This is a genomic window from Cytobacillus oceanisediminis (assembly GCF_004366035.1).
Classification (GTDB): domain Bacteria; phylum Bacillota; class Bacilli; order Bacillales; family Cytobacillaceae; genus Cytobacillus; species Cytobacillus oceanisediminis_C.
Genome location: NZ_SOEE01000003.1, coordinates 249656 through 273713, shown reverse-complemented (window position 1 = coordinate 273713; position 24058 = coordinate 249656). Strand labels below are relative to the sequence as shown.

Genomic DNA, 24058 nt, shown 5'->3' with positions numbered 1-24058 from the left:
TTTTTTGTTAGTATTGGCTTGGACAAGTACAAATATTCCTTCGTTGGCTCTTGAGTGTTGGTCTGTATTCTATAGTTCGGAGCATCGGGTTCAGACTGGTTGTTTCAGAATACATACTCTATATCGGAAGCTGTCAGGTTCGGACTCACTCTCTTCTAACTCTGTCTCTCCTGTCCGAAGGCGAGGCTAGTTCGGACTCTCTACCTCGGATTTCTCCTCTTCCAGCCGAAATGCACACAGGCTACGGACTGTTTCCATAGATTTTCTCCAGTCAGAATTGGCATCACTCGATTAGTGCCTTCGTAGCACAGATTCATAACAAAAAAAGAACGGCTGGGAGAACAGCCGCATTAACCTTCTTTCTGCTATACGGTTTGCCGTTCGATCAGCTTCACCGATATCTCCTCATGTGTGTGCTTTTTACCATCAATGGCTTGGAGAAGCAGCTGCCTTCCCATTTGAACCAGCGGAATTTCAAGTGTGGTAATGTGCATGATTTTGGCTATTGGCTGGTTATCAAATCCCATGATTGCCAGGTCATCCGGAATATGGATGCCTTTTTCCCTGCAGGAAGTTACAATTCCGGCAGCAGCGAAATCACTTGTTACCAGCAAAGCAGATGGGGGATTATCCAAGCTTGCCAAACGCCGTACCACTTCTTCGCCATGCTCAAAATGCAGACATTCATAGAAGATATATTCTTCCTTATATGGTTCGTCAATTCTTTTTAAAAAGTCAGCATAAGCCTTTCCGCGCTGCCTGCTGTTGGCACCAGTCTTTCTTCCGATACAATACCCGATTTTCTGATGCCCTTTGTTATGCAGATACTCTAAAGCATTAGAGAAACTCATGTAATGGTCGATAAAAGTAGATGATACATTACGATTCCTTGCATCTTCACAGAGAACAATAGAGCCATACTCAGTAAACTGATTGATGACATCCCATTCGCAGATTCTGGAACAAATGATTAAAGAGTCGATTTGTTTATGCTGCAGCATCTTTAGCGCTTCAATCTCCCTGTCTTCCTGGTAATTTGTTTGAAAAAGAACTAACTTATAGTTGTTTTTCATGGCCTCATTTGCAATCCCTTCTACCAGCAGGCCGAAATAAGGGTGATTGGTAAAAGGAACCACGACCCCTATAAGCAGTGTTTCTCCTTTGCTTAAATGGACAGCATTAATATTTCGCTGATAATTGAATTCCTCCATCACCCGCAAAACAGCTTCCCTTTTATCCTCACTCACATAAGGATGATTATTCAGCACTCTGGATACGGTCGTAACTGAAACTCCTGCCTTTTTAGCGATGTCTTTTATATTTGCCATAAAACCACCTAATTATTTTTTCACTTTTTTCTTGCTCTGAAATGCGTTTCATAATTTAAGCTTTTTTTAACAACTCAAGGAGGTATCCTAAATGTACATTCTATCTGGAATATTATATCTGGTTCTATTATGCAGTTCGATTCTTGCCTTGTCATCTATCCCTATTTCTCTCTATCCGAAAAAGAAGGCTGCAATCAAAGACATTTATGTAAAAGATTATTACCGCCTTCTCTTTGATGTATATGGCGATGAAACATCACATAAGTAGCTGGCAGGTGCTTTCCGTTTTCCTGCTGTACATATTTCTTTTAAAAATAACAGCCTCCCTTTTGATGAAATTTCCGTGTATAGTAACATATATCCAAAACCGAAAGGAAGGCATGGCATGTTTTTAAAAATAACAAAAGAGCAGCAGCAAAAGATGATCGAGGATATCCAGATTTTTTTCTCTGAAGAAAGGGATGAGGAAATATCTGAGTTCGGTGCAGAAAGGGTGCTGGATTTTGTTAAAGAATCATTGGCCCCGCATTTTTACAATGCAGCGATTTCAGATGTAAAGCATGTAGTGGAGCAGCAATATGCTTCTATGGAGGATGAAATCCTGACTCTCGAGCGTCCTATAAAGTAATTCTTCAATTTATAGCCGTCTAACGGGCATAAGACTCCCTCATCTGGACTCTAAGGTTTCGAATGAGGATGTACGGGAGTCCAAATGCCCATACAAGTCCGATTGGTCCAGCTAACAATCAATCTTAATTTTAGGATTTCTTCAACCTATTTCTTATCATTTAATACATCATTCACAAACATGGCAGAGTTGCCGCTCGAATCAAAAAAGATTGTCCACAGCAAAATAAACGGAAAAGCAGCAACCCACACTGCAAATTTGAACATTTTCTTCATTATAATTCCCATCCTCCCGTGTCCAGTTTTTTACATTATATCAAGATCCCACCTAATTTTCTAATAATTCCCGTTCTTTGAAATGATGGCGTTACCAGCGTAAATAAACTTTAATACTATGTCATCTGCTTGTGATTTTTCTGAAAGTGTTCAATGATATGATGTTTTTGAATGCTAAATTAGATTTTATAGAGAGTGAGCATGAAGAATGAACATTACTGATGCTGTGGCACAATTACTTAAAGCTGGAATAAAGGCGAATGGGGCAGACGTTGAGCGCTGGATTGAAGAAGGAAAAATGAAAGCGGAACGAAGCCCCAGGAGGCAAATCAGCTACACAATTAAGACGAAGGATCTCACTGATTTCATCATTAAAAAACATGAAGAGCTTTATCAGCAAAAACTAGAAGGAATCCTCCTGCAGGTTAAAGATCTTAAAGGACATATAGAGATTCTGAATACCCGAGTCCAAATAGAGGAATCCAAAGTTAAATCATTGAAGAAAATGATACAAGCGCAAAATATGATCGCTGATGAAGAAATCAAGCCTGGAAAGCTTCTGGGCCTGAAGCCTGATGAGGACATGCAATTAGTCCGAAAAGAATTCAAGAAAATTCTAAAAGCCCTCCATCCAGACCGAGGCGGTGATGAAAGGCTTTTTAAGGTGTTTAATGAACATTATAAAAAAATCTTCTAAAATCCTAAACGATTGATATGAAATATTCATACATCTTATTTTCCGCTCTGTGGAATGTTTATTCCTTTTTCTGCAACAAGGATAGCAGCAAGATTGTTCATATTTATAATGGAAACCAGCTTTTTATTTTTTTAGCTTTTAACTCATATTCTTTACAGACTAATGCCGCTTCCGTCGCATAGGCTTTTCTCCATTCACGTCTCGCAAACAATTAGCAATTCTTCTCCAACGGCCCACATCATATGTACGATAATTATGCAGGGGCCAGCTGACCCAATCTTCTGCCTGCTCTCTTGTTTTTGTTGGGCGATAAAATCTCATTAAAATTAATTTATCTTTATTGATAATTGGAGGAGCACCTTCATTTTCCTTTCGCTGCCCTAGAGCCCGCTTCTTTCCTTTCTTGCAGGCATTAACATTTCAAACTCAAATAAATAGTTCAGCAGCTCGCCAAATTCATCCGTCTGGAAAACTAATTCCTTATCATTAAATACATAAACAGCAGCACCTGGGACTGCCTCTCCATTTTTTAATGTGAGTGTCTCTTGAAACTCTATATTTTCCACCAGCTTGAAGTCTTCCTTATTTGGAGATTTAAACTGCTCAGTAAAGGCAGTTGGTCCAATAGCAAGAATAGAAACCTTTTCAGCATCTTTTGCAAGCCATTTAGCAGCGGAAAAGACAGCGTCAGCAGCTTTTATCACCTTGATGTCCTCGATTATTCGATAGTAAGGGATGTCCTTATTTAGCTGTTTCACCTCTAAAGAGATTTTCTGTCCAACTTTAAGATCTCTAATATCTGCTGAAGTAAAAACGTTATCATCCACTTGGATTACTCCCAGATTACGATCCAGCTTTGTGACTCTTCCCACTATTGAACTTTTTTTAGAATACGTATTTTCCTTCATATATTTCATTAACTCTTCTAGAGAAGCTGTGCGAAACGCTTCCTTCGTATGATCAAATAAAATATAGCTTGGCTCTTCCTTTACTTGTAATTCAGGATAAATAGCATTTGCATCCTTTAGATCTAATGAACTGCTTGTTTCGAAAAGAAAGTGAAATGGTTCTGAATAGAGTTCATCCATCACATTTTTATCGGTATCCCCAACAATCAGAAGTGAATGATACCCTTTATTCCTTGCCAGATAGTTCTTTTCAGGACTAATCTCTTTAATGTTTACAGGTATGATATATTCAGCCCGCTTGCCGTCCTTCCAGTAGGCTTTTATAGAATATATTTCTTTGCGTGATTCGTTTCGTAAAAATGCAAATTCACGATAAAGTGTTTGATATGGCTCTGCTTTAATTTCGCCATTATAGTAGTTTCCTCTTGCAATGAAGATCGGCTGCTGATTTTTAGGAAATTGTATGTTAAGATTCTCGCGAAATTCAGCATTCTGATATTCAATCAATTGGGTAAGATCTTTTATCTCCTTCTCAATTTCTCCTGCGTTCCATGTATAAGAGCCTAAGATCGGATATAACTCCTGCTCTCCATATAGCACAGTGGGCATTGGCGGTTTTTCTTCCTTGTATAACTTTTGCTTATCTAAATAAAACATCGCTAAGGGGACCAAAATAATCGCTATTCCCCACACGATCTTTTTATTCAGCCTCAAACGTTTATTTGAATCACTTATTACTTCCAGTTCCATATAAAGCACCCTCTCTCGATGAATGCTGGCACTTAGTAATTTAATAAAAAATCCTTATCCCTCCTGCAAAACTGAAAAAAAAGCCGTCAAGATCACAGCTTGTCATTTCGTACATTCATAAACAGGAAAAGATTGTCCATCTCCGTACCCATCGCTAACATCACGAACGGCGATTTGCCTAAACCCGATATCTTTGAGCACTCTATTGAATTCACCTGGATCATAGAGCCGTATGGGAAAATCCATCAGTTCTGTTCTTTCCGCGATTGCCTCTCCAACGGCATCATACTTCAGCTGGATATGCAGGATCTTCGTTTCCTCATCATAAGCTATTTTTCTATTTTCTATAATGGTCTGTCCCTCTAATTCCTTCCTGTTCGTTTCTGTCCATTCTGCAGCTTCTTCTATTTCATTATCTTTTTCTACAATGGTAAGAAGCATTTTACCGCCTTTATTTAGGGAATTCTTTAGATTTTGAAGGCTTATATTTACCAGGGAGTCAGGCAAAAGTGAAAAAGAACCATAAGGGATCATAATTAAATCGTATTTTTTAGCACTATTAAACTCTTCTATCTTTTTCTGAAAAACATTAGGCTTTAAGTTTAATTTCCCAGCCTTTTCCTTACAGACTTTCAGCATGTCTTCTGAAATATCAAAACCATCAGTGTCGATGCCATGCTGTATGAAGGGTATAAGCATTCTTCCATTTCCGCACATCGGCTCCAATACTTTCATTTTCCTGCCTTTTACATATGATAGGTAAAAGCTCAGCTCTGGATCCTCTGCTATTGATTTATCACTTTCATACATCTTTGTGCAGAGTTCACCGTAGTAGGCAATCATTCACCTTCCCCCTCCTGCTTTTTATATCTTATCCCTTCCCGGACCGCCCATATGTGGTGCCCATGAACAAATACTTCTGCTATTCTTTCCGTTTCAATCCACTTTATTACATGGTCTTCTTCAGTCGGCTCTTGTATTTTATCCCCCAAATCAGCCAGATAAAAATACCCGTCACTTAGCATTGGCCTTTTCTTGATCTGCGGCAAATAGCTCTTTGCATTGCCGATAAAGAAGAAATTCGAAATCTCATAGCCGGTCTCCTCCAGCACTTCCCTTTTCAGGCATTCGATTTCACTTTCACCTTTTTCTATTCCACCGCCTGGCAGAAAGTAATGGCCAGACTGAATTTGCACACTTAATACTTTTTCATTTTCCGGGTTGAATATAACAGCGTAAGCACCCTTGCGTATTTTATAATTAAGTCCTTTTTTGGGGTTCCCGAATATATTGCTCATTCTCTTACCTTCTTTGTATAATGGCTGCTTGTATCAGTCATTCAGTCTTGCTTTCAACGTTTCTCCAATCATTTATTCCACATTCCTATGTGATTATCCTTTATGCCAAAATCGGCAAATCAAAAATCTGAAATTTCGTATTGCGAATTAAATTCAAAATCTTTAAAATAAAACAGAAAACATCTTTGAGAACCAGGGAGACACGCATGAACCGCAAAATTTTTCTGTATGTAAAAGCTTTTTCCGATTTGGGTACGTTCATGGACCTGATTGCCATTAATGTGCTCATGTATGCGGCCACCGGAAGCTCTGGCTGGCTTGCAGCGACAATGGCCATCAGGACACTTGGGGGCGTTTTATCAAGTCTTTTCTCAGGAGTTCTGGCCGATCGCTTTGACCGCCGAAAAATTATGATTTGGACGGATGTATTCCGTGCAGTCATCATTTTAGGCTTAATACCTTTTCCAAATCCAATCATGATTCTGATTGTTTGCTTCTTAATCGGATTGACATCAAGCTTTTTTGCAGTTAGCTACAGCGCAGAAATTCCTCAGATTTTTGGCGAGGATAAAGTACTGGAGACGAATGCATTAATTTCCCGATTAACATCTGTCAGCCTGGTGTTTGGTTTTATCGGGGCTGGAGTCATAACTGATTTCCTTGGATACCAGATAACTTTAATCATTGATGCCTCAACCTACGTCATTTCAGCACTCGTTTTATTAAAAATGAAATGGCAAACGTCAGAACCAGCCGTGAATAAAAGGGGCAGCAGCGGCTTTAAAGAGAAACTGGCCAGCATTGGCAGGGATTTGAAAGAAGTTTATTCGTTTATATTATTTAAACCGATGCTGCTTCTTGTCAATATTGTCTTTCTTATTGGGGCCTTCGCAGGGGCTTCTCATAATTTGGGGATTCCGCTGCTGGCCGAAAATATAGACAGCAGCAAACAAAGTTTTTACTATGGATTAATTTGGGGTGTATGGGGAATTGGATCGGTATTAGCAACTATGATCCTGCCAAAATTGAAAAGCCTCCGGGAAAACCGCCTCTATTTTGCATGCTTTGTATCAGCCATGCTTATGTCCGCAGGATTTATCGCCTTCCTGTCCAATCATAGCTTATGGATCATTCTGCCGTTTGCCTTTTTAACTGGGGTTTTTGATGCCTGTTTCACAACTCTGCATGCCACAATCCTGCAAAAGACAGACAACCACATCAGAGGCAGAATTTTTGGAGTAGGCATGCTCTTAAAATCACTAGGCTTTGCACTTGGATTTGTTGCCGCTCCTCTTGTACTGGAAGTATTCTCATTAGCTAAAATGGTTTGGATCTTCCATGGGACATTAATATCTGCAAGCATTATCGTCCTGATTTTTTCTGCGGGGAGGCATAAAAAAGGTAAGAAAATGAGTCAAAGTGCATAATCAGGAGCCCAGTTCATAAACTGGGCCAGCTTTATTGAATGATAACTTTGTTTATTGACAAGGTACAAACAAGTACTTAATCAAAAAGATAAACCCCATCCCCTGCCGAAATTTCACCTGTATTCCTGACTGTGGAATACACACCGAAGTGATTATCCCTTTCCCTGATAACCTTTTTATGCAAACTAGGATCCCTCTCCCCGCTCTCTGGATCTACTGTAATAATCATACACCGTTCGCAATGACGCTTAACTTGAAATTCAGCACGGCCAATTTTCATTGTCTTCCCAAACCAGCTTTCCTCAATAAAAGGTTCATCTTTTAATAGGGAAATGATTAAATTCGGGCGAAACCGCTGGAAGTCCAGCCTCTCCTTTCCACACAGCTCCTTCATTTTTTCAAGGGATGCGTCTGTCACTAATAGAATATTTTCCTCTTCAATTGCTCCTTCAGGTACATGGGCTGGATTATATTTCACTGGAGTGATCTTCCTTGAGGATTGATTTTCCATTTCTTTTAGGAATTCTTTATCATCCCAGGGGATCCGTCTGCCGTCCGGAGTTGTAATTCTTACTGGAGGAAACATATTCTCATTTTCTTCTCCCATAAACGCTGCTTTATACCTGACCATTTCCGGAAACTGAGTAATCGTCAAATATTTCCCCGGCCTTGATTCATCCAGGTAGGCATGGCTGCGATCCCCATACAACCCATATTCCATTACCTTTGTTTTTTTCACACTTTCCCCGTGAAAGCTTTTCACCGGATAGCGGACAATCTCTTTAACATGTCCTATCAGCACTGTCCCTGCAGCTCCCTTCAAACATTAGAAAAATCCATGACAGCGCGTGCGGCTGTCATGGATTTTTTACTGCGGCCGTTTTGTTTGTCGCTTTGCTTTCTCATCCTTGTCCGATTGAATAATTTTTGCACGGACGTCAGAAGGTATCGACGCAGATGTTCGTTTTGGCTCAGATTTCACCCTTAATCCTCCCTTTTTATTTAACGACTTTATAGCGCTTATGGCTGATTACCGTTTTTATGGGCTCATCCTTTTTTGGATCAATCCCCAGCTCAACAATGACTGAGTTATCCCGTACCACGATTACTCTGCCCTTTTTTCCTTTTTCGGAACCGCTTAAGATGCTGATCGTATCGCCGACATCTGCTTTTTTTCCTTTGCTTACCTTTTCTGTTTCTTCAGCCATGGCCATTCTCCTTTAAAAACTTTTATTTTTAGCTGGTTTTCGCTATGTCGATAGTATTGCCGTTTCGCCCTTCCGCAAAACCCCATTCATTTTCAAAAGGGTTTACTGTCTCTTTGTTCCTGTTATCTTATTAACATGAAGGTCCTTCAAAATATTCAAGCCTGCCCTGATGATCATCATAATACTTCCCGCAAGGAAAAACGATATCGAAACCGCCTGGCTTACATCTGTTAAAAATAATATACTTCCGATAAAATATAAAACACCCAGGAGCAGATCATTAATTAATGATACTACCCTATATCGCTTTTCAATAATCATTTCGTAGTCGCCTATCTCAATATGCACATTTTCCTGCTGTTCCCTTACAATATTTCTAATCTTCATCAATAACACCTCTGTTTTGTCTTTTCCACATAAGGTGCCAAACATTCATTATTCGGGTGTTATTTTCTGGGAATTATCAAGAAAAATGATCAAGCACCAATGAAGCCAGCAAACCGATAGCTGCAATGAATCCGGTCATCGGACCACTGTCCTCATAAGCTTCAGGCATCATCGTGGAAGCAACCATGGCAATAATTGCACCACCAGCAAATCCTGCAATGCCTGATAGGACCTCTTTTGAAGCTCCATCCAAAAATATGTATCCAGCCATCGAAGCAATTCCCGCAATGACAAATACTGAACTCCAAAGGAGGATAATTTTCTTTTTTGAATAGCCGCTCTTTTTCATTCCCGAGGTACTGGAAAGGCCTTCTGGAAAATTGCTGATAAAAATGGCCGTCACCAATAGAAAACTCACCTTTCCTCCTTCAAGCAGGCTTGTCCCGATCATGATTGATTCTGGAATGGCATCCATAATGGTCCCGGCAAAAAGGACTATTCCGCTGCTGGCTGCTGCTTTATGGCCGGATCTTTTCCGGTTCTTAGCCCCCTTATTTGAAATCATAATATCAAAAAGGGTAAAGATAATAGCTCCAGCCACAAATCCTATGCCTGTCGGCAGTAAGCCGCCGTTATGGACTGACTCCCCAAGAAGCTCATATGAGGCTGCACCAATCAGGACACCTGTTCCGAATGCCATAATGTAACCGATCATTTTTTTTCGGATGGGCAAAAACATGGCTGCCATTGCGCCTAAAAGGACAGCTGATCCAGAGACCCCTCCCCATAGTGCAGCATTCCACATCAAGTTCACCCCTTCCATTTTGTTTTGTTACTTTAGTTATTTCCTTTTGATCCACACTAAAAACCACTATTCAGAATAAGATAAAAAAAGCAGAACCTCGAGGGTTCTGCTTATACTCTATCTAATAGTTTTTAATGCACCGCTCCAGGATATCACTTGGTCAATCATTGCGTTCACATTATCGAGATGAAGATCTTGAGGTTTAAATACTGTACCATTTTCAAAATCAGTAAATAAAGACAATGTTGGATGCACTCTCACATCAGCGATCATCAATTCACCCATGATTCCGCGCAGATGTTCAGCAGCTCTCGCACCGCCAGTTGAACCATAGCTTACAATTCCTGCAGCTTTATTGTTCCAAGGGTCACGTGCTAGATCAAGTGCATTTTTTAATGCCCCTGTAATACTGTGGTTGTACTCTTGAACGATGAATATGAATCCATCCAGACTGTTAAGCTTCTCATTCCATGAAGCAATTCCTGGTGAATCAGCTTCTCCTAAGAATGGCAATTTGAAATCAGCGATATCTACAATCTCATAATTGGCATCCCCGCGTTTATCGGCAATTTCTTTTACCCATGATCCAACCTGAGGGCTAACTCTCCCCTGACGTGTGCTTCCTAAGATAATCCCAATATTTAATTTCTCGCTCATTGTTTGTTCCTCCTTAGATTTTCTTCCAAATAATTGATTAAAAAAACCCATGATTCACACCACCTGATGATAATTTAAAATCCTAAAACAATTCGATTCCCCGAAGGGTCTTTAGTAATCACCTGATTATTCTCAATTGCTGAATCCGCACCTATCTTTTTCAAATTTTCCACTGCCTGATCTCTGGCTGCTTCATTTTCAAAAATGAGCTTGAAGGATTGTAGCCCAGCACTATTCGCTGCAGGCTGCGGGGCTCCTACTCCATTCCATGTATTCAAACCAATATGGTGGTGATATTTTCCGCTCGAAATGAACAATGCCTGTGTGCCATATCGGCAGACTGCTTCAAATCCCAGCCCCTCTGTGTAAAACGTCTCGGTATTTGCCAGTTCTGCCACATGCAAATGAATATGCCCCATGACCGTACCGCCGGGCAGGCCTTTCCAGGACTGCTGCTGCCCATTTGACAGCAGGTCAGGGAAGTCCAGGGGATCAACTGTCATATTTACTTCCCCGTTTCTCCATGTCCATTCGGAAGGGTTACGGTCAGTATAGATTTCTATCCCATTGCCATCCGGATCTGACAGGTAGAGTGCTTCGCTGACAAGATGGTCTGACGAACCAAACTGCAGACCAATCTCGATGAAATGCCGCACTATATTAGCCAGATCAGAACGCTGTGGGAGGAGCAGGGCGAAATGATACAAACCTGTTGTTCTTCCCATTGCAGGTTCAACATTTTCCGGCTGTTCGATGGTCAGTAAGGCGCTAGTGCCATCTGCAGTAAGCTGGGCAATTCTGTCAGTTTTTGTTAACACTTTAAATCCAATTACTTCTTTATAGAATGCCAGTGACCGTTCAAGATCCTGTACCTTCAGGTTGACCTGAGCTACAAAGGTAATCGGTTTCTGATGAAAGTTCATGTAAATTTCCCCTCTCATTAGTTTGGCTTTGATTGTGTTAATTTGCTCCCAAGAGACAGTGATGATTCCTTAGCTAATACAAAATAGATCGATGCAGCCAGCAGGATTAAATCTAATTCATATCCCGCCATTTGGCCGTTCCCCAGCAGGCCAGCGGGCAGCTTAGCAGTAAAGATTGCTCCCAGCATGATGAAGGCAAATAGTACTGAAACCATTTTAGTGCCAATTCCCAAAATAAGTGCTATGCCTCCTGCCAGCTCGATTACGCCAACGGCATAAGCCATAAAACCAGGAATACCGATACTATCGAAGAAACCGGCAGTATTGCTTATGCCTCCCTGAAATTTTGATAATCCATGAATAAAGAAAATAAATCCTAAAATTACTCGCAGAATGAAATGTCCTAATTCGTTTTTGTTCATGTTTTCCTCCTTGAATTTAATGTTAGTTGCTTACTTTATGTAAGTTAGTATATTATCAATATAAAGTTACGTCAAGTAATTATTTTATATTTAGTGATTTAATTATTTTCGGTTTATGATTATAATAAAAACAAGGAGTGATACTAATGGAAAAGTCGCTAATTTGTCCAAGATTTGAAAAAGCCATCGGCATATTGAGCCAGCGCTGGACCGGATTGATCATTTATCAATTGCTCAACGGGCCACAGCGGTTCTGCAGTATAGAATCCTCTATAGGGATAAGCGGCAAAGTTCTTTCAGACAGGTTAAAGGACCTGGAGAATGAGGGGGTCGTAAAACGCGAGGTTTACCCTGAAACTCCTGTAAGAATCGAATATTCCCTGACAGAAAAAGGCCTTGCCATGGAGCCGCTGATGAAAGAAATAGAAAAATGGTCGCAGAACTGGTTAGAGGCTTAATTTATATATGAATATCAAAAAAGAGTCTCCCTTTTTGGAAGACTCTTTTTTGCGTTATATCTTTGATCGTGGTTATTCCTATTTGGACTGGCGAGCTCGGACTCATTTTTTGGATTCTCGAATCTTCTGTCTGAAGGTGCCTCGACTTCGGACTCATTTCCTCGGATTTATCCTTACTCTGTCCGAAGTTGCTCCGTCTTCGGACTCATTCTCTCAGAATCTTGCTTCTTCTGTCCGAACGTGCCTCGACTTCGGACTCAATTCCTCGGACTTATCATTACCCTGTCCTAAGTTGCTCCATCTTCGGACTCATTCTCTCGGATTCGTCCTTCACCTGTTATATAGCCAATTTATTTTCCTTTTATCTCTGAAATATACTGTTTTACGACTTCATATACGTAATCCTGGTTTGCAGCAGCAGTGTTGGGATCGTATTGGCCCCCGTTTGTTTTGTTATTAGAAAGAATACGAATTCCCAGGAATGGAACATCGTATGCTCCGGCAATCTGCGCGGCTGCAGCGCCTTCCATTTCTTCTACCGATGTTCCGTAGTTTTCGTGGAACCAATTGATGCGGTCAACTTCGTTATTCCATAGGTCCGCTGAACCGATTGTCCCCTCGACTACCTTGCCCTTCTTGTGCTTATCTTTTACTGCATTGGCAGCAGCAAGAAGATTTTCATCTCCATCATAATAACGAATCTTTTCTGCATCAGGGTCTTCACCGGCACTTCCCTCAGAAGCCATCAGGTCCATTGGGATCCAATTGGTTGGTTCAATCCCTTCCCCTTCTTCCAAATGGCCAGTCTTCAATGATCCGATATTGACTGTTCTTTCTCCTAAAACGATATCATACACATTCAGGCTTGGATCATGGCCGCCTGAAGTCCCCTGATTGATGATGGCGGCTGGATCATACTTTTCAATGGCAATTGCTGTGGCAGCCGCCGTATTTTCCATCCCTTTTCCGGTTTTAGCAACGATAACCGGGTACTTGTCCAGCTTTCCTTTATAAAAGACAAAGTTCCCTGATTTTTCAACTTTGACTTTATCTAATCGTTCAGCAAACTTTTCGGCCTCGATCGGCATTGGTCCCTGGATAAGAATTGGCTTTTGGGCCCCCTCAGCCTTCGTTTCTAATTTTGCAGCCGAAGAGCATCCTGCAAGCATCGCTGCAGACAGTGCTGCAATCGCAGCGAGTGAAGTTAATTTCTTTTTCATAGTACGTTCTCCCCTTTTCTTGATGTCTGATACACTCGAAGTTCTAACCATAGAAAAAGGCCTGTAAAAGCAGAATGATTTCTACCTTCCAGACCATAGAGTTAAAGCAGCTGCAATAAAGATTGCGGCCATTCCTATACTTTAACCCGTAGTCCGGTTCTTTCATTGGGAACCAGGTAGAAACACTCAGACCATATTACCGAGCATATACGAGTGATGAAATTTATAAGATTACAATAAAAATATAACAAATAGCACGTGGATTTTCAACCCAAATACGAACATTTAGTTCATATTAACTATTTAATATTCGTAATTAAACTATATTCATTCATCAAAAAAACCTCCAGTATTAAACTGGAGGCTCTAATCATTATGCTGCTTTTTTTGCATCAGCAGAAGTTGATTGGCTGTCATTCTTTATTGCAGCAGCAGCCAGACCGATCAGACCACCTGCAATAGCAGGGACAATCCAGCCTAACCCAACATCATATAAAGGAAGGATTGCACTGAATAGGTCATTGATTGGTGCAAACGTAATACCTGCTGCATTCAAACCATCAAACAAACTTACCACAAAGGTGAAAAGCATGCTTCCCTGATAAACTTCTTTCTTGCCTTTAAAAATCGGATGCAGGAAAGTAAGAGCCATCAATGCAATTGCCAATGGATAGATTCCCACCAGTACAGGGACGGAAATGGCGATAAGCTGGCTTAAGCCAAAGTTGGCAAAAATGGCGCTGAATATAGATAAAACAATCACGAACATTTTGTAAGAAACTTTTGGCATCAGTTTATTGAAGTATGAAGAACAAGCTGTAATTAAGCCAATGCTGGTTGTCAAACATGCTCCAAAAACAATGACACTTAAGAGCAGTGCACCAAATGAGCCAAAGTAATGGGAAGATGCACCAGATAGAACAGCACCGCCATTATCCAATGCTCCAAGACCGCTGACACTTGAAGCCCCAATAAAGGACAGCGATGTATAAATGACTGCTAATAGACCAGAAGCAATCACACCTGCCTTCGCAATGGATACCATGATATCCTTCTTAGTTACTGCGCCTTTTTCCTTCACAGCATTTACAACGATAATACCGAATACAAATGCTGCCAGTGCATCCATTGTCAGATAGCCTTCCTGGAACCCTTTAAAGAATGCACCATTCATATAGGCTTCAGTCGGAGCCTGGAATGCACCCATTGGATTGAAGAATGCAGCACCGATTAAAACCGCGATTACAATTAGAAGAATCGGTGTTAAATATTTTCCTACAATATCAACAATCTTTGAAGAATTTAAAGAGAAAAAAACGGTAATGCCAAAGAAAATAACTGAAAATACGATTAATCCGATTGAACCGCTTCCTTCTGATAGATAAGGTTTAATTCCGATTTCGTATGAAACTGTAGCTGTTCTCGGAATAGCAAAAAGCGGTCCAATTGATAAGTACAGGGCCACTGTGAAGGCCAGTCCGAAAAATGGATTGACACGGCTCGCCAGTGATTGCAGATCACTTTTTCCCGAGAAGCCCAAAGCCAGTATACCAAGAAGAGGCAAACCTACACCTGTGATGATGAAGCCAGCGTTCGCTGACCATACATTCGTTCCTGCCGATTGGCCAAGCATCGCAGGGAAAATTAAGTTTCCTGCCCCAAAAAATAAGGCAAATAACATAAAACCAACTGTCACAATATATGAGAATGGTATTTTGCTGGTCATTTCAATTCCTCCTATTAATCTGTCTGTCTTAAATGATTATCTTATTTTGTGAAATTTAAATTTTCCGAAAAATTATAGCGCTGTAACATTATTATTTTCGTACACTAGTAATATATTGCATAACTCAAGATAACATATTCAAAATACTTATGCAATATATCGCACAAAAGTTTTTGTCGAATTATGCGATATATTGAATTTTTCAAGATACTTCTATATACTAAATTTATAAACTACTGGAAATAACTTTAATTTCACAGATGAATTGCATGAAATGAAAAGGTGGTTACAGCTATGCCGATACCCTCCAATTATTCATCACCTACCCGTGTGTCAGCTAAGGATCGCGCCTTCTCCCAAATCCAGGAGTGGATCATTGACGGCACACTCCAGCCGAAAGAAAAATTGAATGATGCCGATCTTGCAAAAGCATTAGGTGTCAGCCGGACCCCCATCAGGGAAGCTCTTCAGCTGCTGAATGTTCAAGGGTTCGTCGAAATGTTTCCCGGGGTTGGAACGCAGGTCACTTCAGTTAATCCTGAAGATATTAGTAAAATCCTGCCCCCATTAGGCGTATTGCAGGCACTGGCTGCAGAATTGGCTGCTCCTGTTATCAGCCAGGAAACGATTAATATACTTAGGGATATTAATCATAAATTCGCTAAAGCTCTAATTGCGGGAGATACCTTCACAGCTTTGAAGCAGGATGAGAAGTTTCATAATATTATTATTGATCTGGCTCAGAATCCTTATATCTCGAATACAGCTTCCATGCTTCAGGCTCATGTCATGCGGCTTTACTACAATAAAACAATTATTTTGAAAGAACGCTCTATAGAAGAACATGAAGATATATTAAAAGCTTTTGAACAAAAAGACAGAGAAAAAGCCGGGCACATTGCACGCGTCAACTGGCTTCGGGCAATTGACGAGTACTACTCCGAGGAAAAATGATCAAACGGAAAAAGCAGCCTCCATCGGCTGCTTTTTCTTTTTTTCTAGCTTTTATAGATAATTTCATCGATAATCCCGTATTCCTTTGCTTCTTCGGCAGTCATGAAATAATCGCGGTCCGTGTCCCGCGCTACTTTTTCTATAGGCTGACCAGTTCGTTCTGCAATAATTCCATTAATATGCTCCCTAAGTTTTATGATCCGTTTTGCAGATATCTCGATTTCGGTCGCCTGGCCTCTTGCTCCGCCAAGAGGCTGATGAATCATGATTTCGCTGTTCGGAAGGCTGTAGCGTTTTCCTTTTTTTCCTGCAAGGAGAAGCATCGCACCAAATGATGCGGCCATTCCCGTACAAATCGTTCTCACATCAGGCTTTATATATTGAATCGTGTCAAAGATGGCAAACCCTGCGGTTGTCGACCCGCCTGGACTATTAATATAAAGGGAGATATCCTTTTCAGGAGATTCAGCTGCAAGAAACAGCAGCTGGGCAATCACACTATTGGCAACCACATCATTAATCTCTTCTCCTATCATGATAATCCTGTCTTTCAACAGCCGTGAGTAAATATCATAGGAACGTTCTCCCTTGCTGGACTGCTCAATGACATATGGTATTGCTGTCACCTGTATCCCTCCTGTTCATTGCGGATCTATGCCGCCATACAGAGAGTATTAGAAGAAGATGGAACGGACAGTACAGGCTTTTGGGCATGGCTTTCAAGGGATCGCAGGAAAGGTATTGTTTTTATCAGGATGGACGGGTCTTCCGCAGCCACTGATTGCTGCAGCAGATGAAATAACTTTTCTTCTTCCTCATTTGCAAAAGAAGCCTCAGTCTCATCTTCTACTGGTTGCTGAAGCTGCTTCCGTGCTCGGTTCAGCGAGGACTTCACTGCAAATTCAGTGGTCCGAAGAATATCAGCAATCTCTTTTGTTTGATATTGAAACCCTTCCTTCAGCGTAAAAACAACTGCCTGCTTTAATGTCAGCCTATTAAGGAGATGGGTGATTGCTTCTCCGCCATCAGGGCTGAACTCCTTCATTTCCCGTTCAGGCGCCTCTTGAAGCTTTTCCCGCTTTCTGTTTCTAAGAGTGTCCATCCAGCAATTATAGACAATCTTCTTCAAAAGAGCCTGATTAACTTTCTCGGGCGAATAGCTTTTATATGCGCGGATGATTGCCTCATGGGCTAGATCGTCCCCGTCCCAGCGGTTCTGTGCAAGAAACCGGCTATAACGCTGCAGTGAAGGATAGATATCTGCAATACAGCTTTCCTTCTGCTTTAAGAAATCCCTTGATTTAGCCTGAACTTTCCCTTGCTTCATAAACCTGTTCACTCCTTTAATACATCTCTGCTTCTATAACGGAATAAGAGAACAAAAAGATACGGGGGTTCATATTTTTTATCAGTTTATTCTAAGGATAGCTGATTTTATACTGGTTATATACCTTTTTTGATTTCAGTCCTGCGTGCAGTCAAAAAATAGCCCCAATCCCTGCGGAATTGAGGCTGCATTTTTATATAATTCGTGACGTGATAATGCCTTCAATTTGATTAACCTGTTCAAGCAGTCCAGGAATCACATCGCCATTGACTTTATTATCGATATCAATCATGGTATACGCATATTCACCGCGGCTGCGGTTCACCATGTCCGCGATATTCAGCTGGTAGCTTGAAATAGCAAGAGTGATTTGGCCGACCATATTTGGGATGTTTTTATGAAAAGCAGTGACACGCCGCTTGCCTGTGTAAGGAAGAGCAGCATTTGGAAAGTTCACTGAGTTTTTGACATTGCCTGTTTCAAGGAAATGCTTCACCTGTCGTGCTGCCATGACAGCGCAGTTTTCCTCAGATTCTTTTGTTGACGCCCCAAGGTGCGGAATTGCTACCGCGTTTTTCATTTTCAGGATATTTTCATTTGGGAAGTCTGAAATATATTTGCCCACTTTTCCGCTTTCAAGGGCGGCAGCCATATCTGATTCATTCACAAGCTCTCCGCGTGAGAAATTCAGAATATGAACACCATTCTTCATCATGCTGAATGTATCTTCATTGAACATTTCCCTTGTATCATCAGTTAAAGGAACATGTACAGTGATGTAGTCGGATTCTGCAAACACCTGCTCAATGGTCATGGCGCGCTGAACATTGCGGGACAAGTTCCAGGCAGTGTCAACCGATATGAATGGATCAAAGCCTACGACATCCATATCAAGTTCAAGTGCATCATTCGCCACAAGTGCCCCGATTGCCCCCAACCCGATGACACCCAGAGTTTTCCCCTTAATTTCTTTTCCGACAAATTGCTTTTTCCCTGCTTCTACAAGCTTTGGAATTTGGTCTCCTTCATCTTTCAGCGTTTTGGTCCAGGAGATGCCGGCAAAGAGATTGCGGGATGAAGCCATTAAGGAAGTAAGCACCATTTCTTTTACTGCATTCGCATTGGCACCAGGTGTATTAAAAACAACAATTCCCTGCTCAGTGCATTTCTCAACCGGGATATTATTTACACCCGCCCCTGCACGGGCAATTGCTTTTAATCGGTCACCCAATTCCATGGAATGCATATTAAAGCTCCGAAGGACAATCGCATCCGGATTGCCGCTTTCATTATCGATTGTAAATTGATCCTTGTTAAACACCTCAAGTCCGCTTGGCGCAATCGCATTCAAGGTTTTAATCGTCTTCACTCTGTCTAAAGTCATGGTACTCACTGGATTCTCCCCTTTTCAACTAACTTTGTCAGATTTTAAAACAGAAAGAGGCAAGGGTAGAATCCCTTACCTCTGCCCAGGCGAACGGCTTCGACACTATGTGCTCCCTCGCGGTGATCCGCGTCTCGCCAGTTACACATAGCCTTTTCGGTTTTTTAAATCTTATCAAAGTCTTCTGAAAACTTCAACCCTTTAAAGCGCTTACATTAATAAAATATTTTTTAATTTTCTAAAGTATATTTTTCTTGTTTTGTACACTATGCTTAATGTTTTATACTTTATATTCCCACAAGAACTGAGCAACTGATCACCGCTATTTCATCTCATTTCTTCGGATATTGCTTCCTTCGTTCCCAATGGGTTATATAAATGAAAAAACATGTTAACCCTAATAAGTATCCTAAATCCTGCAGGTGAAGCAATTGCGTACTTTATTCGTTCTCTTATCAGTCTTGGCCGGCACAATAGGCCTGATCGTATTTCTCGATCATATACAAGGCCATTCATTATTCGAATCCTGGCAGAGCATAAAAATTGTTATCGCTTCTGCAAAAGGGGAAGATTATTTTCTTTTAGTTACTTTTATTTTGGGTTTATTCCTTTTATTCTGGCTGCATATTAGAAAGATAAAATAGTTGCTGCTAAATTTTATGCTCTTTCCATTTAAGACGGATTACAGCCACTATAAACAATAGGATAGGAATGACTAACTGGAAAGCAATATGTAAAGTGTACGGTACGATTTTTAGCCCTTCATCCAGATGGCTTTGGTAGCTTGGTGCAATGATTATGGAAGAAAGACATATTATTCCCCCGACAGAATAGGATGTAAAAGCATTCGGCTTTAGCTTAAAAAGGTTATTCATTCCGATTACCGCACTATAGAAGAATACTCCTACTTTAATAAATCCAAGAAAGACAATCAATAATATGATTAGTGGATCAAGTCGCTGAATAAAACCAGCAATTTGAATATAGCCTACAGCAGCCAATGCCGGGAAAGCAGACCGGTCAAGAAGGTCTGCACCAAGAATACAAATTAATACAATGGTGTTAATGGTTAAGTAAAGGCCAACAAACCCAATTGCCATACTTCCAGTCTTCATAATTTTTGTTTCCCGTTTTATTAAAGGAAAGATCATAGAAAATAGGACCAGTTCGCCATATGGAACTGTCATATTAACTGGAAAAATCTCTTTGATTATAGGCTTCCACCCATTTGCAAGGACAGGTCTTAAATTTTCTGCGTGAATCAAATCACTGATCACATAGAAGATAATGATTAGGAATAAAGTAACTGAGATAATCGCAAAGCATATAACCCCTGCCCTCGCAAATACTTCAAGCCCTAAATTCACTGCGTATATCAGAGCAAATACCATACAAATACCCAGTGTTATAATTGACGTTTTTGCATAAGGAGAACTGATCAGCAATTCTTCAATATCACGCAAAACTCTTGAGGCTATATAAATGAAATAAATGATGTACAAATAGCTAATAATGCTTCCCAGGTATTTCCCTAAAATTTTCTTCACATATTCTGTTAATGGCAACGACGGATACTGTTTATAAAGACGGTAATAGACTGCAAATAATAAAAGTCCTGTAATCGGCGAAAGAATGGTAACAATCCATGCATCCTGCTTTGCGCCGCTGCCGAGATCCAAAAAAATAGCAGTGCCAAACATAAAAAGGACCATAAGGCAGAATAATTGAATTCCATCGATCTTCTCTTTTGGCATAATTCTTCACATCCAAATTATTGTAGTTTAAATGGATCTGTCAGCATTCCTGAGTTCGATATATTAGCCTCTACATTTACGTCTATTTCCGCATTGCTGAAAAGAGTATTCCATTCTTTTTCGTGTCTTTTCCAATACTCTGGATCATCTTTTGATAGCTCTTTACCAAAACCAAATACATCTGCTTCCAGTTCCTGTGCCTTGGTAATCGTTTCCCTAATTTGGTTTTCTGCCTCCTTTTCAAACTTCTTTTCAAGCTTTATCATTTCTTCATTATTACTGATTTCCAAATAACATTCTAATTCAGTAACATTGCCCCTTATCTTTGCGTTGACAATTAAAGCCGGTTCCGGTTTTAACTCTGTCTTAATGTCACTCTTTATACCCTGTGTTGTAATCGTAATATTCTTATTTCCTTTACAAGCCAGCGGGAATGAAGTGCTTTCCACGGCAGATGTGATTAAATGGGCTGTCCTTGCGAATTTCCCATCAAACCAGCCTGCCAATTGATCTTTTTTAAACATCGCCAAACCGCTTACCTCAACAACGGAAGGCTTTATATTCTGCAGATTGGCTGTTTGATTTTCGGACTTTAAGGGCTGGCTTAATTTCACGCCTGATAGCATAAGGTTTTGGCCTTCGCCCGATAAAAGGGAAATTGCCCTGTAAATGGGGATTGCTTCTGAAATGGCGTACATTTTTTGGTTATTTTCGCTGGTGCTTATAATGCTTTTTGTTGGGTTGGATTCGAGAGGCTCCACTACTCCAAGAACTTCTTCAGCAGTAGAATCTCTTGCTATAAAGACAGGAAATGTGGAACGTGACTCTCCTCTTTCAAACACATCAAATATGAGTCCCATCCCAGCTCTCGCAAGAGCCTCTCCTATGATAATCAGGGAGAGGTGAGTTACCCTGTTCTCCCTTGGAATGATGACAGACGCCATGCGATATGCTTCAATAAACGTTTCTGCCTCCACAGTATAATTAATAACAGGAAGACTGCCAGAACCATTTTGGGAGAAGTAGCTCGGATTTATAACTTGATATGTGACCCGATAGCCTGATTCCCTTTCCTCTGGAAGGTCAATGCCAATAGCGATAATTAAACCAACCTCATTTAACTCCCTGTAATTGGAACAGCCAGATAGTAATCCTATAATCAACAGTACCGAAATGGCTTTTCTCATTTGTTCATCCCTGCTCTTTTAATTGACTTTGTTGGAACGGTTGGTCCCAGTTGGGCGTTTTAATAATGAAGGGGACCCCATTCGGATTAAACTGTCTTTTAAATCACTGAACCTTACCGGTGAGAATGGCGCAAAATATGGGACTCCTACTGACTTAAGACTGCAAAGGTGCAGAATAATGCATAGGGAAACTAAGATAATTCCATAGAATCCAATAAAAGCAGCTGCAAAAATAAAGATAAAACGCAATCCGCGTGCTGCATTCACAATATTGGGGTTTGGCAATGTGAAGCTGCTGATGGCAGTCGTAGCCACGATGATCACTATTGCAGCTGAAACAAAGCCAGCTTCGACTGCCGCCTGGCCTAAAATAAGGGCTCCTACAATGGAAACAGCTGGACCAATTGCCCTAGGCATTCGTATTCCGGCTTCCCGTAAAACCTCGAAGGCAAGTTCCATCAGCAGCAATTCCACAATAGCTGGAAAAGGAACCTGTTCTCTTTGTGCCATAAGTGTCACCATTAGAGTTGTAGGGATTAAACCATGATGATGTGTAATTAGCGCCAGGTAAATGGCCGAAGCATACATGTTTACGTAAAAAGAGCCAATCCGAATGATTCTTAAAAATGAACTCACCAAATAGTTAGCATAATAATCTTCTGGAGATTGAAAAAATTGTATTAAAAGTGCCGGCAGAATTAAGGCAAATGGTGTTCCCTGTATAATAATCGCTATTTTGCCTTCTAAAAGGTTAGCGGACACCACATCTGGCCTCTCTGAACTTTGGAAGAGGGGAAATATAGTTTTTCTGTTGTCCTTTATAGCTTCTTCCACATAATTGGTATCGAGGATACTGTCTATGTCGATTTTACTGACTCTCAGCTTCACTTCCCTGACGATGTCTTTATCCGCTATTCCTTCCATATATAAGATGCCAATATTGGTTTTGGTCACTGTCCCTGCTTTTGTTTGTTCAATTCTTAATTTATTGTTTTGAATTCTGGAACGGATGAGCGAAATATTCGTACTTAAATTCTCTGTAAAGCCATCCTTTGGTCCTTTAATCACGGTTTGTGTGGTAGGTTCTGTAATGGACCTTGATTGAATTTTTTTCGTTCCCGCAATAATTGCTTCTGGGTGCCCCTCAATCAAAATTACTGTGTCGCCGCCAAGCAGATTGTCGACTACTTCCGGCCAATCATTCAGTAGTTTAATCTTAGGCACTGAAATAATTTGAGTTATTTCTTCTGGCAATTTCCCCGAATGGACATTTCTCTTTTCATGAATAAAGGCCAGGATTGGACTCAGAACATTGTCATGCAAGCTCTGCTCGTCGACAATCCCCTGAATATGTATGATGGCTGCATGTCCAAGCTCAGCTATTGTTAAATTCCGAACAGATAGATCTGAGCTGTCGCCAAGCTGCTCTTTTAAGTATTGAATATTGAAATGAACACTCTTGCTGACCCTTTTATGATGGCTATGATGTTTCCTGAACACAGTTAATCTCCTTTTGAAAGATGATATTGTTTTTTAGTGTGCCCGGTACAATTTGGATTATTGCCCATGATATAAAAAAAACCTAACCATTCTGGTTAGGCTTACACTCTTAAATTAATCGGTATTCTTTTACTTCTGAATCTGGTGCACATTCATAGTCTCCTGAGTATTCCACAAGTCCGATCTTGCAATTTTTGCCGATTTTTACATTTCTCCCTCTTACGACAAGAGCTGCTGTGCCTTCGAGTTCGATGTCATCCCCTTCAATTAAATCCGCCTCCAGCTTCAAGGGAAAGATGGATTTGATTAATTTAAATAGGGTCTCTCTATGCTGTGTCACTTTAATTTTTCTGCCGCCGATCTCTTTCGCTTTGCTGTCTCCAAAAAGCTTAATATCAATCGTTTCTGCGTTCAGTAAACCATCTACTGAAAATGTCCCTTCAGCACGGAAGACCTCAGCTTCACAGTCCCCTTCAATTGTTACTTTCCCATTCACAGCAATTACATCGCATTTTACAGAGCTTCCGATAGAAGTTCTTCCAGCGACCTCAAGCTTTTGACAGCTGACAGCTTCAGAAATAACGGCAGAGCCATTGATAACAAGGGATTCAGCTTTAACAGCTCCATGGATCTTTGCTGCACCACTAATCTTTCCCTTTTCAGTTTTTACGTTTCCATGGATAGTGCCCGTACCGTTGCAATGGAATCTCTCGCATTCAATATCACTGTTTACCGTTCCCTTCCCATTTAATTCAACCTTTTCAAATGAACCTCCATTAGACGATCCAACCCCATTAATTATTAAGTTCCCTAGTGTTTTCATATTCACAGCAAA

At 40.6% G+C, this 24058-nt stretch carries 27 protein-coding genes and 2 riboswitches; of the genes, 6 read left to right on the top strand and 21 right to left on the bottom strand.

From position 1 onward, the window contains the following. Positions 1-365: 365 nt before the first annotated feature. Positions 366-1328: a LacI family DNA-binding transcriptional regulator gene (locus DFO72_RS09600; protein WP_113881480.1), complete on the bottom strand. Its 963-nt coding sequence runs from the start codon at positions 1326-1328 to the stop codon at positions 366-368. 91 nt (positions 1329-1419) lie between these two features. On the opposite strand from DFO72_RS09600, the gene DFO72_RS29425 reads away from it, so the two are divergent. Both DFO72_RS29425 and DFO72_RS09595 read left to right on the top strand, forming a co-directional pair. Beyond that, complete coding sequence (locus tag DFO72_RS29425; protein WP_166672455.1) at positions 1420-1596, top strand: hypothetical protein; 177 nt, start codon at positions 1420-1422, stop codon at positions 1594-1596. Between the two features lie 117 nt (positions 1597-1713). Beyond that, the gene (locus DFO72_RS09595; protein ID WP_019382696.1) at positions 1714-1956 is read left to right on the top strand and encodes a DUF2164 domain-containing protein; all 243 of its coding nucleotides are present in this window, start codon (positions 1714-1716) and stop codon (positions 1954-1956) included. Positions 1957-2102: 146 nt separating this feature from the next. Here DFO72_RS09595 and DFO72_RS30395 read toward each other — a convergent pair whose 3' ends face one another. Further along, complete coding sequence (locus DFO72_RS30395; protein WP_258549807.1) at positions 2103-2231, bottom strand: hypothetical protein; 129 nt, start codon at positions 2229-2231, stop codon at positions 2103-2105. A gap of 208 nt (positions 2232-2439) precedes the next feature. Here DFO72_RS30395 and DFO72_RS09590 point away from each other — a divergent pair, with 208 nt between their 5' ends. Then, complete coding sequence (locus DFO72_RS09590) at positions 2440-2928, top strand: J domain-containing protein (protein ID WP_113881479.1); 489 nt, start codon at positions 2440-2442, stop codon at positions 2926-2928. Positions 2929-3308: 380 nt separating this feature from the next. On the opposite strand, the gene DFO72_RS09580 is transcribed toward DFO72_RS09590, so the two are convergent. The 3 genes from DFO72_RS09580 to DFO72_RS09570 form a co-directional block, all read right to left on the bottom strand. After that, positions 3309-4586, bottom strand: coding sequence for a hypothetical protein (locus tag DFO72_RS09580; protein ID WP_113881478.1), 1278 nt, complete (start codon positions 4584-4586; stop codon positions 3309-3311). Between the two features lie 102 nt (positions 4587-4688). Continuing rightward, the gene (locus DFO72_RS09575) at positions 4689-5429 is read right to left on the bottom strand and encodes a class I SAM-dependent methyltransferase (RefSeq protein ID WP_113881477.1); all 741 of its coding nucleotides are present in this window, start codon (positions 5427-5429) and stop codon (positions 4689-4691) included. Further along, positions 5426-5884, bottom strand: coding sequence for an NUDIX hydrolase (locus DFO72_RS09570; RefSeq protein WP_113881476.1), 459 nt, complete (start codon positions 5882-5884; stop codon positions 5426-5428). Before DFO72_RS09570 ends, DFO72_RS09575 begins: the two co-directional genes overlap by 4 nt. Positions 5885-6090: 206 nt before the next feature. On the opposite strand from DFO72_RS09570, the gene DFO72_RS09565 reads away from it, so the two are divergent. After that, complete coding sequence (locus DFO72_RS09565; protein WP_113881475.1) at positions 6091-7311, top strand: MFS transporter; 1221 nt, start codon at positions 6091-6093, stop codon at positions 7309-7311. A 76-nt stretch (positions 7312-7387) separates the two neighbouring features. Here the strand turns inward: DFO72_RS09565 and DFO72_RS09560 are convergent, their stop codons facing one another. From DFO72_RS09560 to DFO72_RS09530, 7 genes are all read right to left on the bottom strand, one after another. Next, positions 7388-8113 (bottom strand): MOSC domain-containing protein, encoded by a 726-nt coding sequence (locus DFO72_RS09560; RefSeq protein WP_113881700.1) that lies wholly within the window; start codon positions 8111-8113, stop codon positions 7388-7390. A 196-nt stretch (positions 8114-8309) separates the two neighbouring features. Continuing rightward, positions 8310-8519, bottom strand: a complete 210-nt coding sequence (locus DFO72_RS09555; protein WP_113881474.1) for a DUF2187 family protein — start codon at positions 8517-8519, stop codon at positions 8310-8312. Positions 8520-8621: 102 nt separating this feature from the next. Beyond that, positions 8622-8906, bottom strand: a complete 285-nt coding sequence (locus tag DFO72_RS09550) for a YrhK family protein (RefSeq protein ID WP_113881473.1) — start codon at positions 8904-8906, stop codon at positions 8622-8624. Between the two features lie 76 nt (positions 8907-8982). Continuing rightward, positions 8983-9711 carry a ZIP family metal transporter gene (locus tag DFO72_RS09545; protein ID WP_113881472.1) on the bottom strand — a complete coding sequence of 243 codons (729 nt, stop codon included), beginning with the start codon at positions 9709-9711 and terminating at the stop codon, positions 8983-8985. A gap of 117 nt (positions 9712-9828) precedes the next feature. Next, on the bottom strand, positions 9829-10419 hold the full coding sequence (locus tag DFO72_RS09540) for an NADPH-dependent FMN reductase (RefSeq protein WP_113881471.1): 591 nt from the start codon (positions 10417-10419) through the stop codon (positions 9829-9831). A gap of 23 nt (positions 10420-10442) precedes the next feature. Next, positions 10443-11291, bottom strand: coding sequence for a VOC family protein (locus DFO72_RS09535; protein ID WP_113881470.1), 849 nt, complete (start codon positions 11289-11291; stop codon positions 10443-10445). 17 nt (positions 11292-11308) lie between these two features. Beyond that, positions 11309-11713: a DoxX family protein gene (locus tag DFO72_RS09530; protein ID WP_113881469.1), complete on the bottom strand. Its 405-nt coding sequence runs from the start codon at positions 11711-11713 to the stop codon at positions 11309-11311. Between the two features lie 146 nt (positions 11714-11859). Between DFO72_RS09530 and DFO72_RS09525 the strand changes: the two genes are divergently transcribed. Next, positions 11860-12171: a winged helix-turn-helix transcriptional regulator gene (locus DFO72_RS09525; protein WP_113881468.1), complete on the top strand. Its 312-nt coding sequence runs from the start codon at positions 11860-11862 to the stop codon at positions 12169-12171. A 350-nt stretch (positions 12172-12521) separates the two neighbouring features. Here DFO72_RS09525 and DFO72_RS09520 read toward each other — a convergent pair whose 3' ends face one another. Then, positions 12522-13391, bottom strand: a complete 870-nt coding sequence (locus DFO72_RS09520; RefSeq protein ID WP_113881467.1) for a 5'-methylthioadenosine/S-adenosylhomocysteine nucleosidase — start codon at positions 13389-13391, stop codon at positions 12522-12524. A gap of 129 nt (positions 13392-13520) precedes the next feature. Beyond that, a riboswitch (purine riboswitch) is annotated at positions 13521-13624 on the bottom strand. Between the two features lie 140 nt (positions 13625-13764). Further along, complete coding sequence (brnQ, locus tag DFO72_RS09515) at positions 13765-15117, bottom strand: branched-chain amino acid transport system II carrier protein (RefSeq protein ID WP_113881466.1); 1353 nt, start codon at positions 15115-15117, stop codon at positions 13765-13767. Between the two features lie 294 nt (positions 15118-15411). Here brnQ and DFO72_RS09510 point away from each other — a divergent pair, with 294 nt between their 5' ends. Next, positions 15412-16071, top strand: coding sequence for a GntR family transcriptional regulator (locus tag DFO72_RS09510; protein WP_009333678.1), 660 nt, complete (start codon positions 15412-15414; stop codon positions 16069-16071). A 44-nt stretch (positions 16072-16115) separates the two neighbouring features. On the opposite strand, the gene clpP is transcribed toward DFO72_RS09510, so the two are convergent. The 7 genes from clpP to DFO72_RS09475 all read right to left on the bottom strand — a co-directional run bounded on the left by clpP (position 16116) and on the right by DFO72_RS09475 (position 24046). After that, positions 16116-16697: an ATP-dependent Clp endopeptidase proteolytic subunit ClpP gene (clpP, locus tag DFO72_RS09505; RefSeq protein WP_071155714.1), complete on the bottom strand. Its 582-nt coding sequence runs from the start codon at positions 16695-16697 to the stop codon at positions 16116-16118. Positions 16698-16723: 26 nt separating this feature from the next. Next, positions 16724-17398 carry a sigma-70 family RNA polymerase sigma factor gene (locus DFO72_RS09500; protein WP_113881465.1) on the bottom strand — a complete coding sequence of 225 codons (675 nt, stop codon included), beginning with the start codon at positions 17396-17398 and terminating at the stop codon, positions 16724-16726. A gap of 193 nt (positions 17399-17591) precedes the next feature. Beyond that, positions 17592-18791: a phosphoglycerate dehydrogenase gene (locus DFO72_RS09495; RefSeq protein WP_113881464.1), complete on the bottom strand. Its 1200-nt coding sequence runs from the start codon at positions 18789-18791 to the stop codon at positions 17592-17594. Between the two features lie 67 nt (positions 18792-18858). Next, a riboswitch (ZMP/ZTP riboswitch) is annotated at positions 18859-18937 on the bottom strand. A 495-nt stretch (positions 18938-19432) separates the two neighbouring features. After that, the gene (locus DFO72_RS09490) at positions 19433-20536 is read right to left on the bottom strand and encodes a GerAB/ArcD/ProY family transporter (RefSeq protein ID WP_113881462.1); all 1104 of its coding nucleotides are present in this window, start codon (positions 20534-20536) and stop codon (positions 19433-19435) included. Between the two features lie 17 nt (positions 20537-20553). Beyond that, a complete protein-coding gene (locus tag DFO72_RS09485) occupies positions 20554-21723 on the bottom strand; it encodes a Ger(x)C family spore germination protein (protein ID WP_113881461.1) in 1170 nt (389 codons plus the stop codon). A gap of 18 nt (positions 21724-21741) precedes the next feature. Beyond that, a complete protein-coding gene (locus DFO72_RS09480) occupies positions 21742-23223 on the bottom strand; it encodes a spore germination protein (RefSeq protein WP_243856111.1) in 1482 nt (493 codons plus the stop codon). A gap of 109 nt (positions 23224-23332) precedes the next feature. Next, positions 23333-24046: a polymer-forming cytoskeletal protein gene (locus DFO72_RS09475; RefSeq protein WP_113881699.1), complete on the bottom strand. Its 714-nt coding sequence runs from the start codon at positions 24044-24046 to the stop codon at positions 23333-23335. Between the last annotated feature and the right edge of the window lie 12 nt (positions 24047-24058).

Bases quoted from the DNA above. Each gene is read 5' to 3' on its own strand.
- DFO72_RS09600 (WP_113881480.1), bottom strand. From the start codon at position 1,328: ATGGCAAATATAAAAGACATCGCTAAAAAGGCAGGAGTTTCAGTTACG.
- DFO72_RS29425 (WP_166672455.1), top strand. From the start codon at position 1,420: ATGTACATTCTATCTGGAATATTATATCTGGTTCTATTATGCAGTTCG.
- DFO72_RS09595 (WP_019382696.1), top strand. From the start codon at position 1,714: ATGTTTTTAAAAATAACAAAAGAGCAGCAGCAAAAGATGATCGAGGAT.
- DFO72_RS30395 (WP_258549807.1), bottom strand. From the start codon at position 2,231: ATGAAGAAAATGTTCAAATTTGCAGTGTGGGTTGCTGCTTTTCCGTTT.
- DFO72_RS09590 (WP_113881479.1), top strand. From the start codon at position 2,440: ATGAACATTACTGATGCTGTGGCACAATTACTTAAAGCTGGAATAAAG.
- DFO72_RS09580 (WP_113881478.1), bottom strand. From the start codon at position 4,586: ATGGAACTGGAAGTAATAAGTGATTCAAATAAACGTTTGAGGCTGAAT.
- DFO72_RS09575 (WP_113881477.1), bottom strand. From the start codon at position 5,429: ATGATTGCCTACTACGGTGAACTCTGCACAAAGATGTATGAAAGTGAT.
- DFO72_RS09570 (WP_113881476.1), bottom strand. From the start codon at position 5,884: ATGAGCAATATATTCGGGAACCCCAAAAAAGGACTTAATTATAAAATA.
- DFO72_RS09565 (WP_113881475.1), top strand. From the start codon at position 6,091: ATGAACCGCAAAATTTTTCTGTATGTAAAAGCTTTTTCCGATTTGGGT.
- DFO72_RS09555 (WP_113881474.1), bottom strand. From the start codon at position 8,519: ATGGCTGAAGAAACAGAAAAGGTAAGCAAAGGAAAAAAAGCAGATGTC.
- DFO72_RS09550 (WP_113881473.1), bottom strand. From the start codon at position 8,906: ATGAAGATTAGAAATATTGTAAGGGAACAGCAGGAAAATGTGCATATT.
- DFO72_RS09545 (WP_113881472.1), bottom strand. From the start codon at position 9,711: ATGTGGAATGCTGCACTATGGGGAGGGGTCTCTGGATCAGCTGTCCTT.
- DFO72_RS09540 (WP_113881471.1), bottom strand. From the start codon at position 10,419: ATGGGTTTTTTTAATCAATTATTTGGAAGAAAATCTAAGGAGGAACAA.
- DFO72_RS09535 (WP_113881470.1), bottom strand. From the start codon at position 11,291: ATGAACTTTCATCAGAAACCGATTACCTTTGTAGCTCAGGTCAACCTG.
- DFO72_RS09530 (WP_113881469.1), bottom strand. From the start codon at position 11,713: ATGAACAAAAACGAATTAGGACATTTCATTCTGCGAGTAATTTTAGGA.
- DFO72_RS09525 (WP_113881468.1), top strand. From the start codon at position 11,860: ATGGAAAAGTCGCTAATTTGTCCAAGATTTGAAAAAGCCATCGGCATA.
- DFO72_RS09520 (WP_113881467.1), bottom strand. From the start codon at position 13,391: ATGAAAAAGAAATTAACTTCACTCGCTGCGATTGCAGCACTGTCTGCA.
- brnQ (WP_113881466.1), bottom strand. From the start codon at position 15,117: ATGACCAGCAAAATACCATTCTCATATATTGTGACAGTTGGTTTTATG.
- DFO72_RS09510 (WP_009333678.1), top strand. From the start codon at position 15,412: ATGCCGATACCCTCCAATTATTCATCACCTACCCGTGTGTCAGCTAAG.
- DFO72_RS09500 (WP_113881465.1), bottom strand. From the start codon at position 17,398: ATGAAGCAAGGGAAAGTTCAGGCTAAATCAAGGGATTTCTTAAAGCAG.
- DFO72_RS09490 (WP_113881462.1), bottom strand. From the start codon at position 20,536: ATGCCAAAAGAGAAGATCGATGGAATTCAATTATTCTGCCTTATGGTC.
- DFO72_RS09485 (WP_113881461.1), bottom strand. From the start codon at position 21,723: ATGAGAAAAGCCATTTCGGTACTGTTGATTATAGGATTACTATCTGGC.
- DFO72_RS09475 (WP_113881699.1), bottom strand. From the start codon at position 24,046: ATGAAAACACTAGGGAACTTAATAATTAATGGGGTTGGATCGTCTAAT.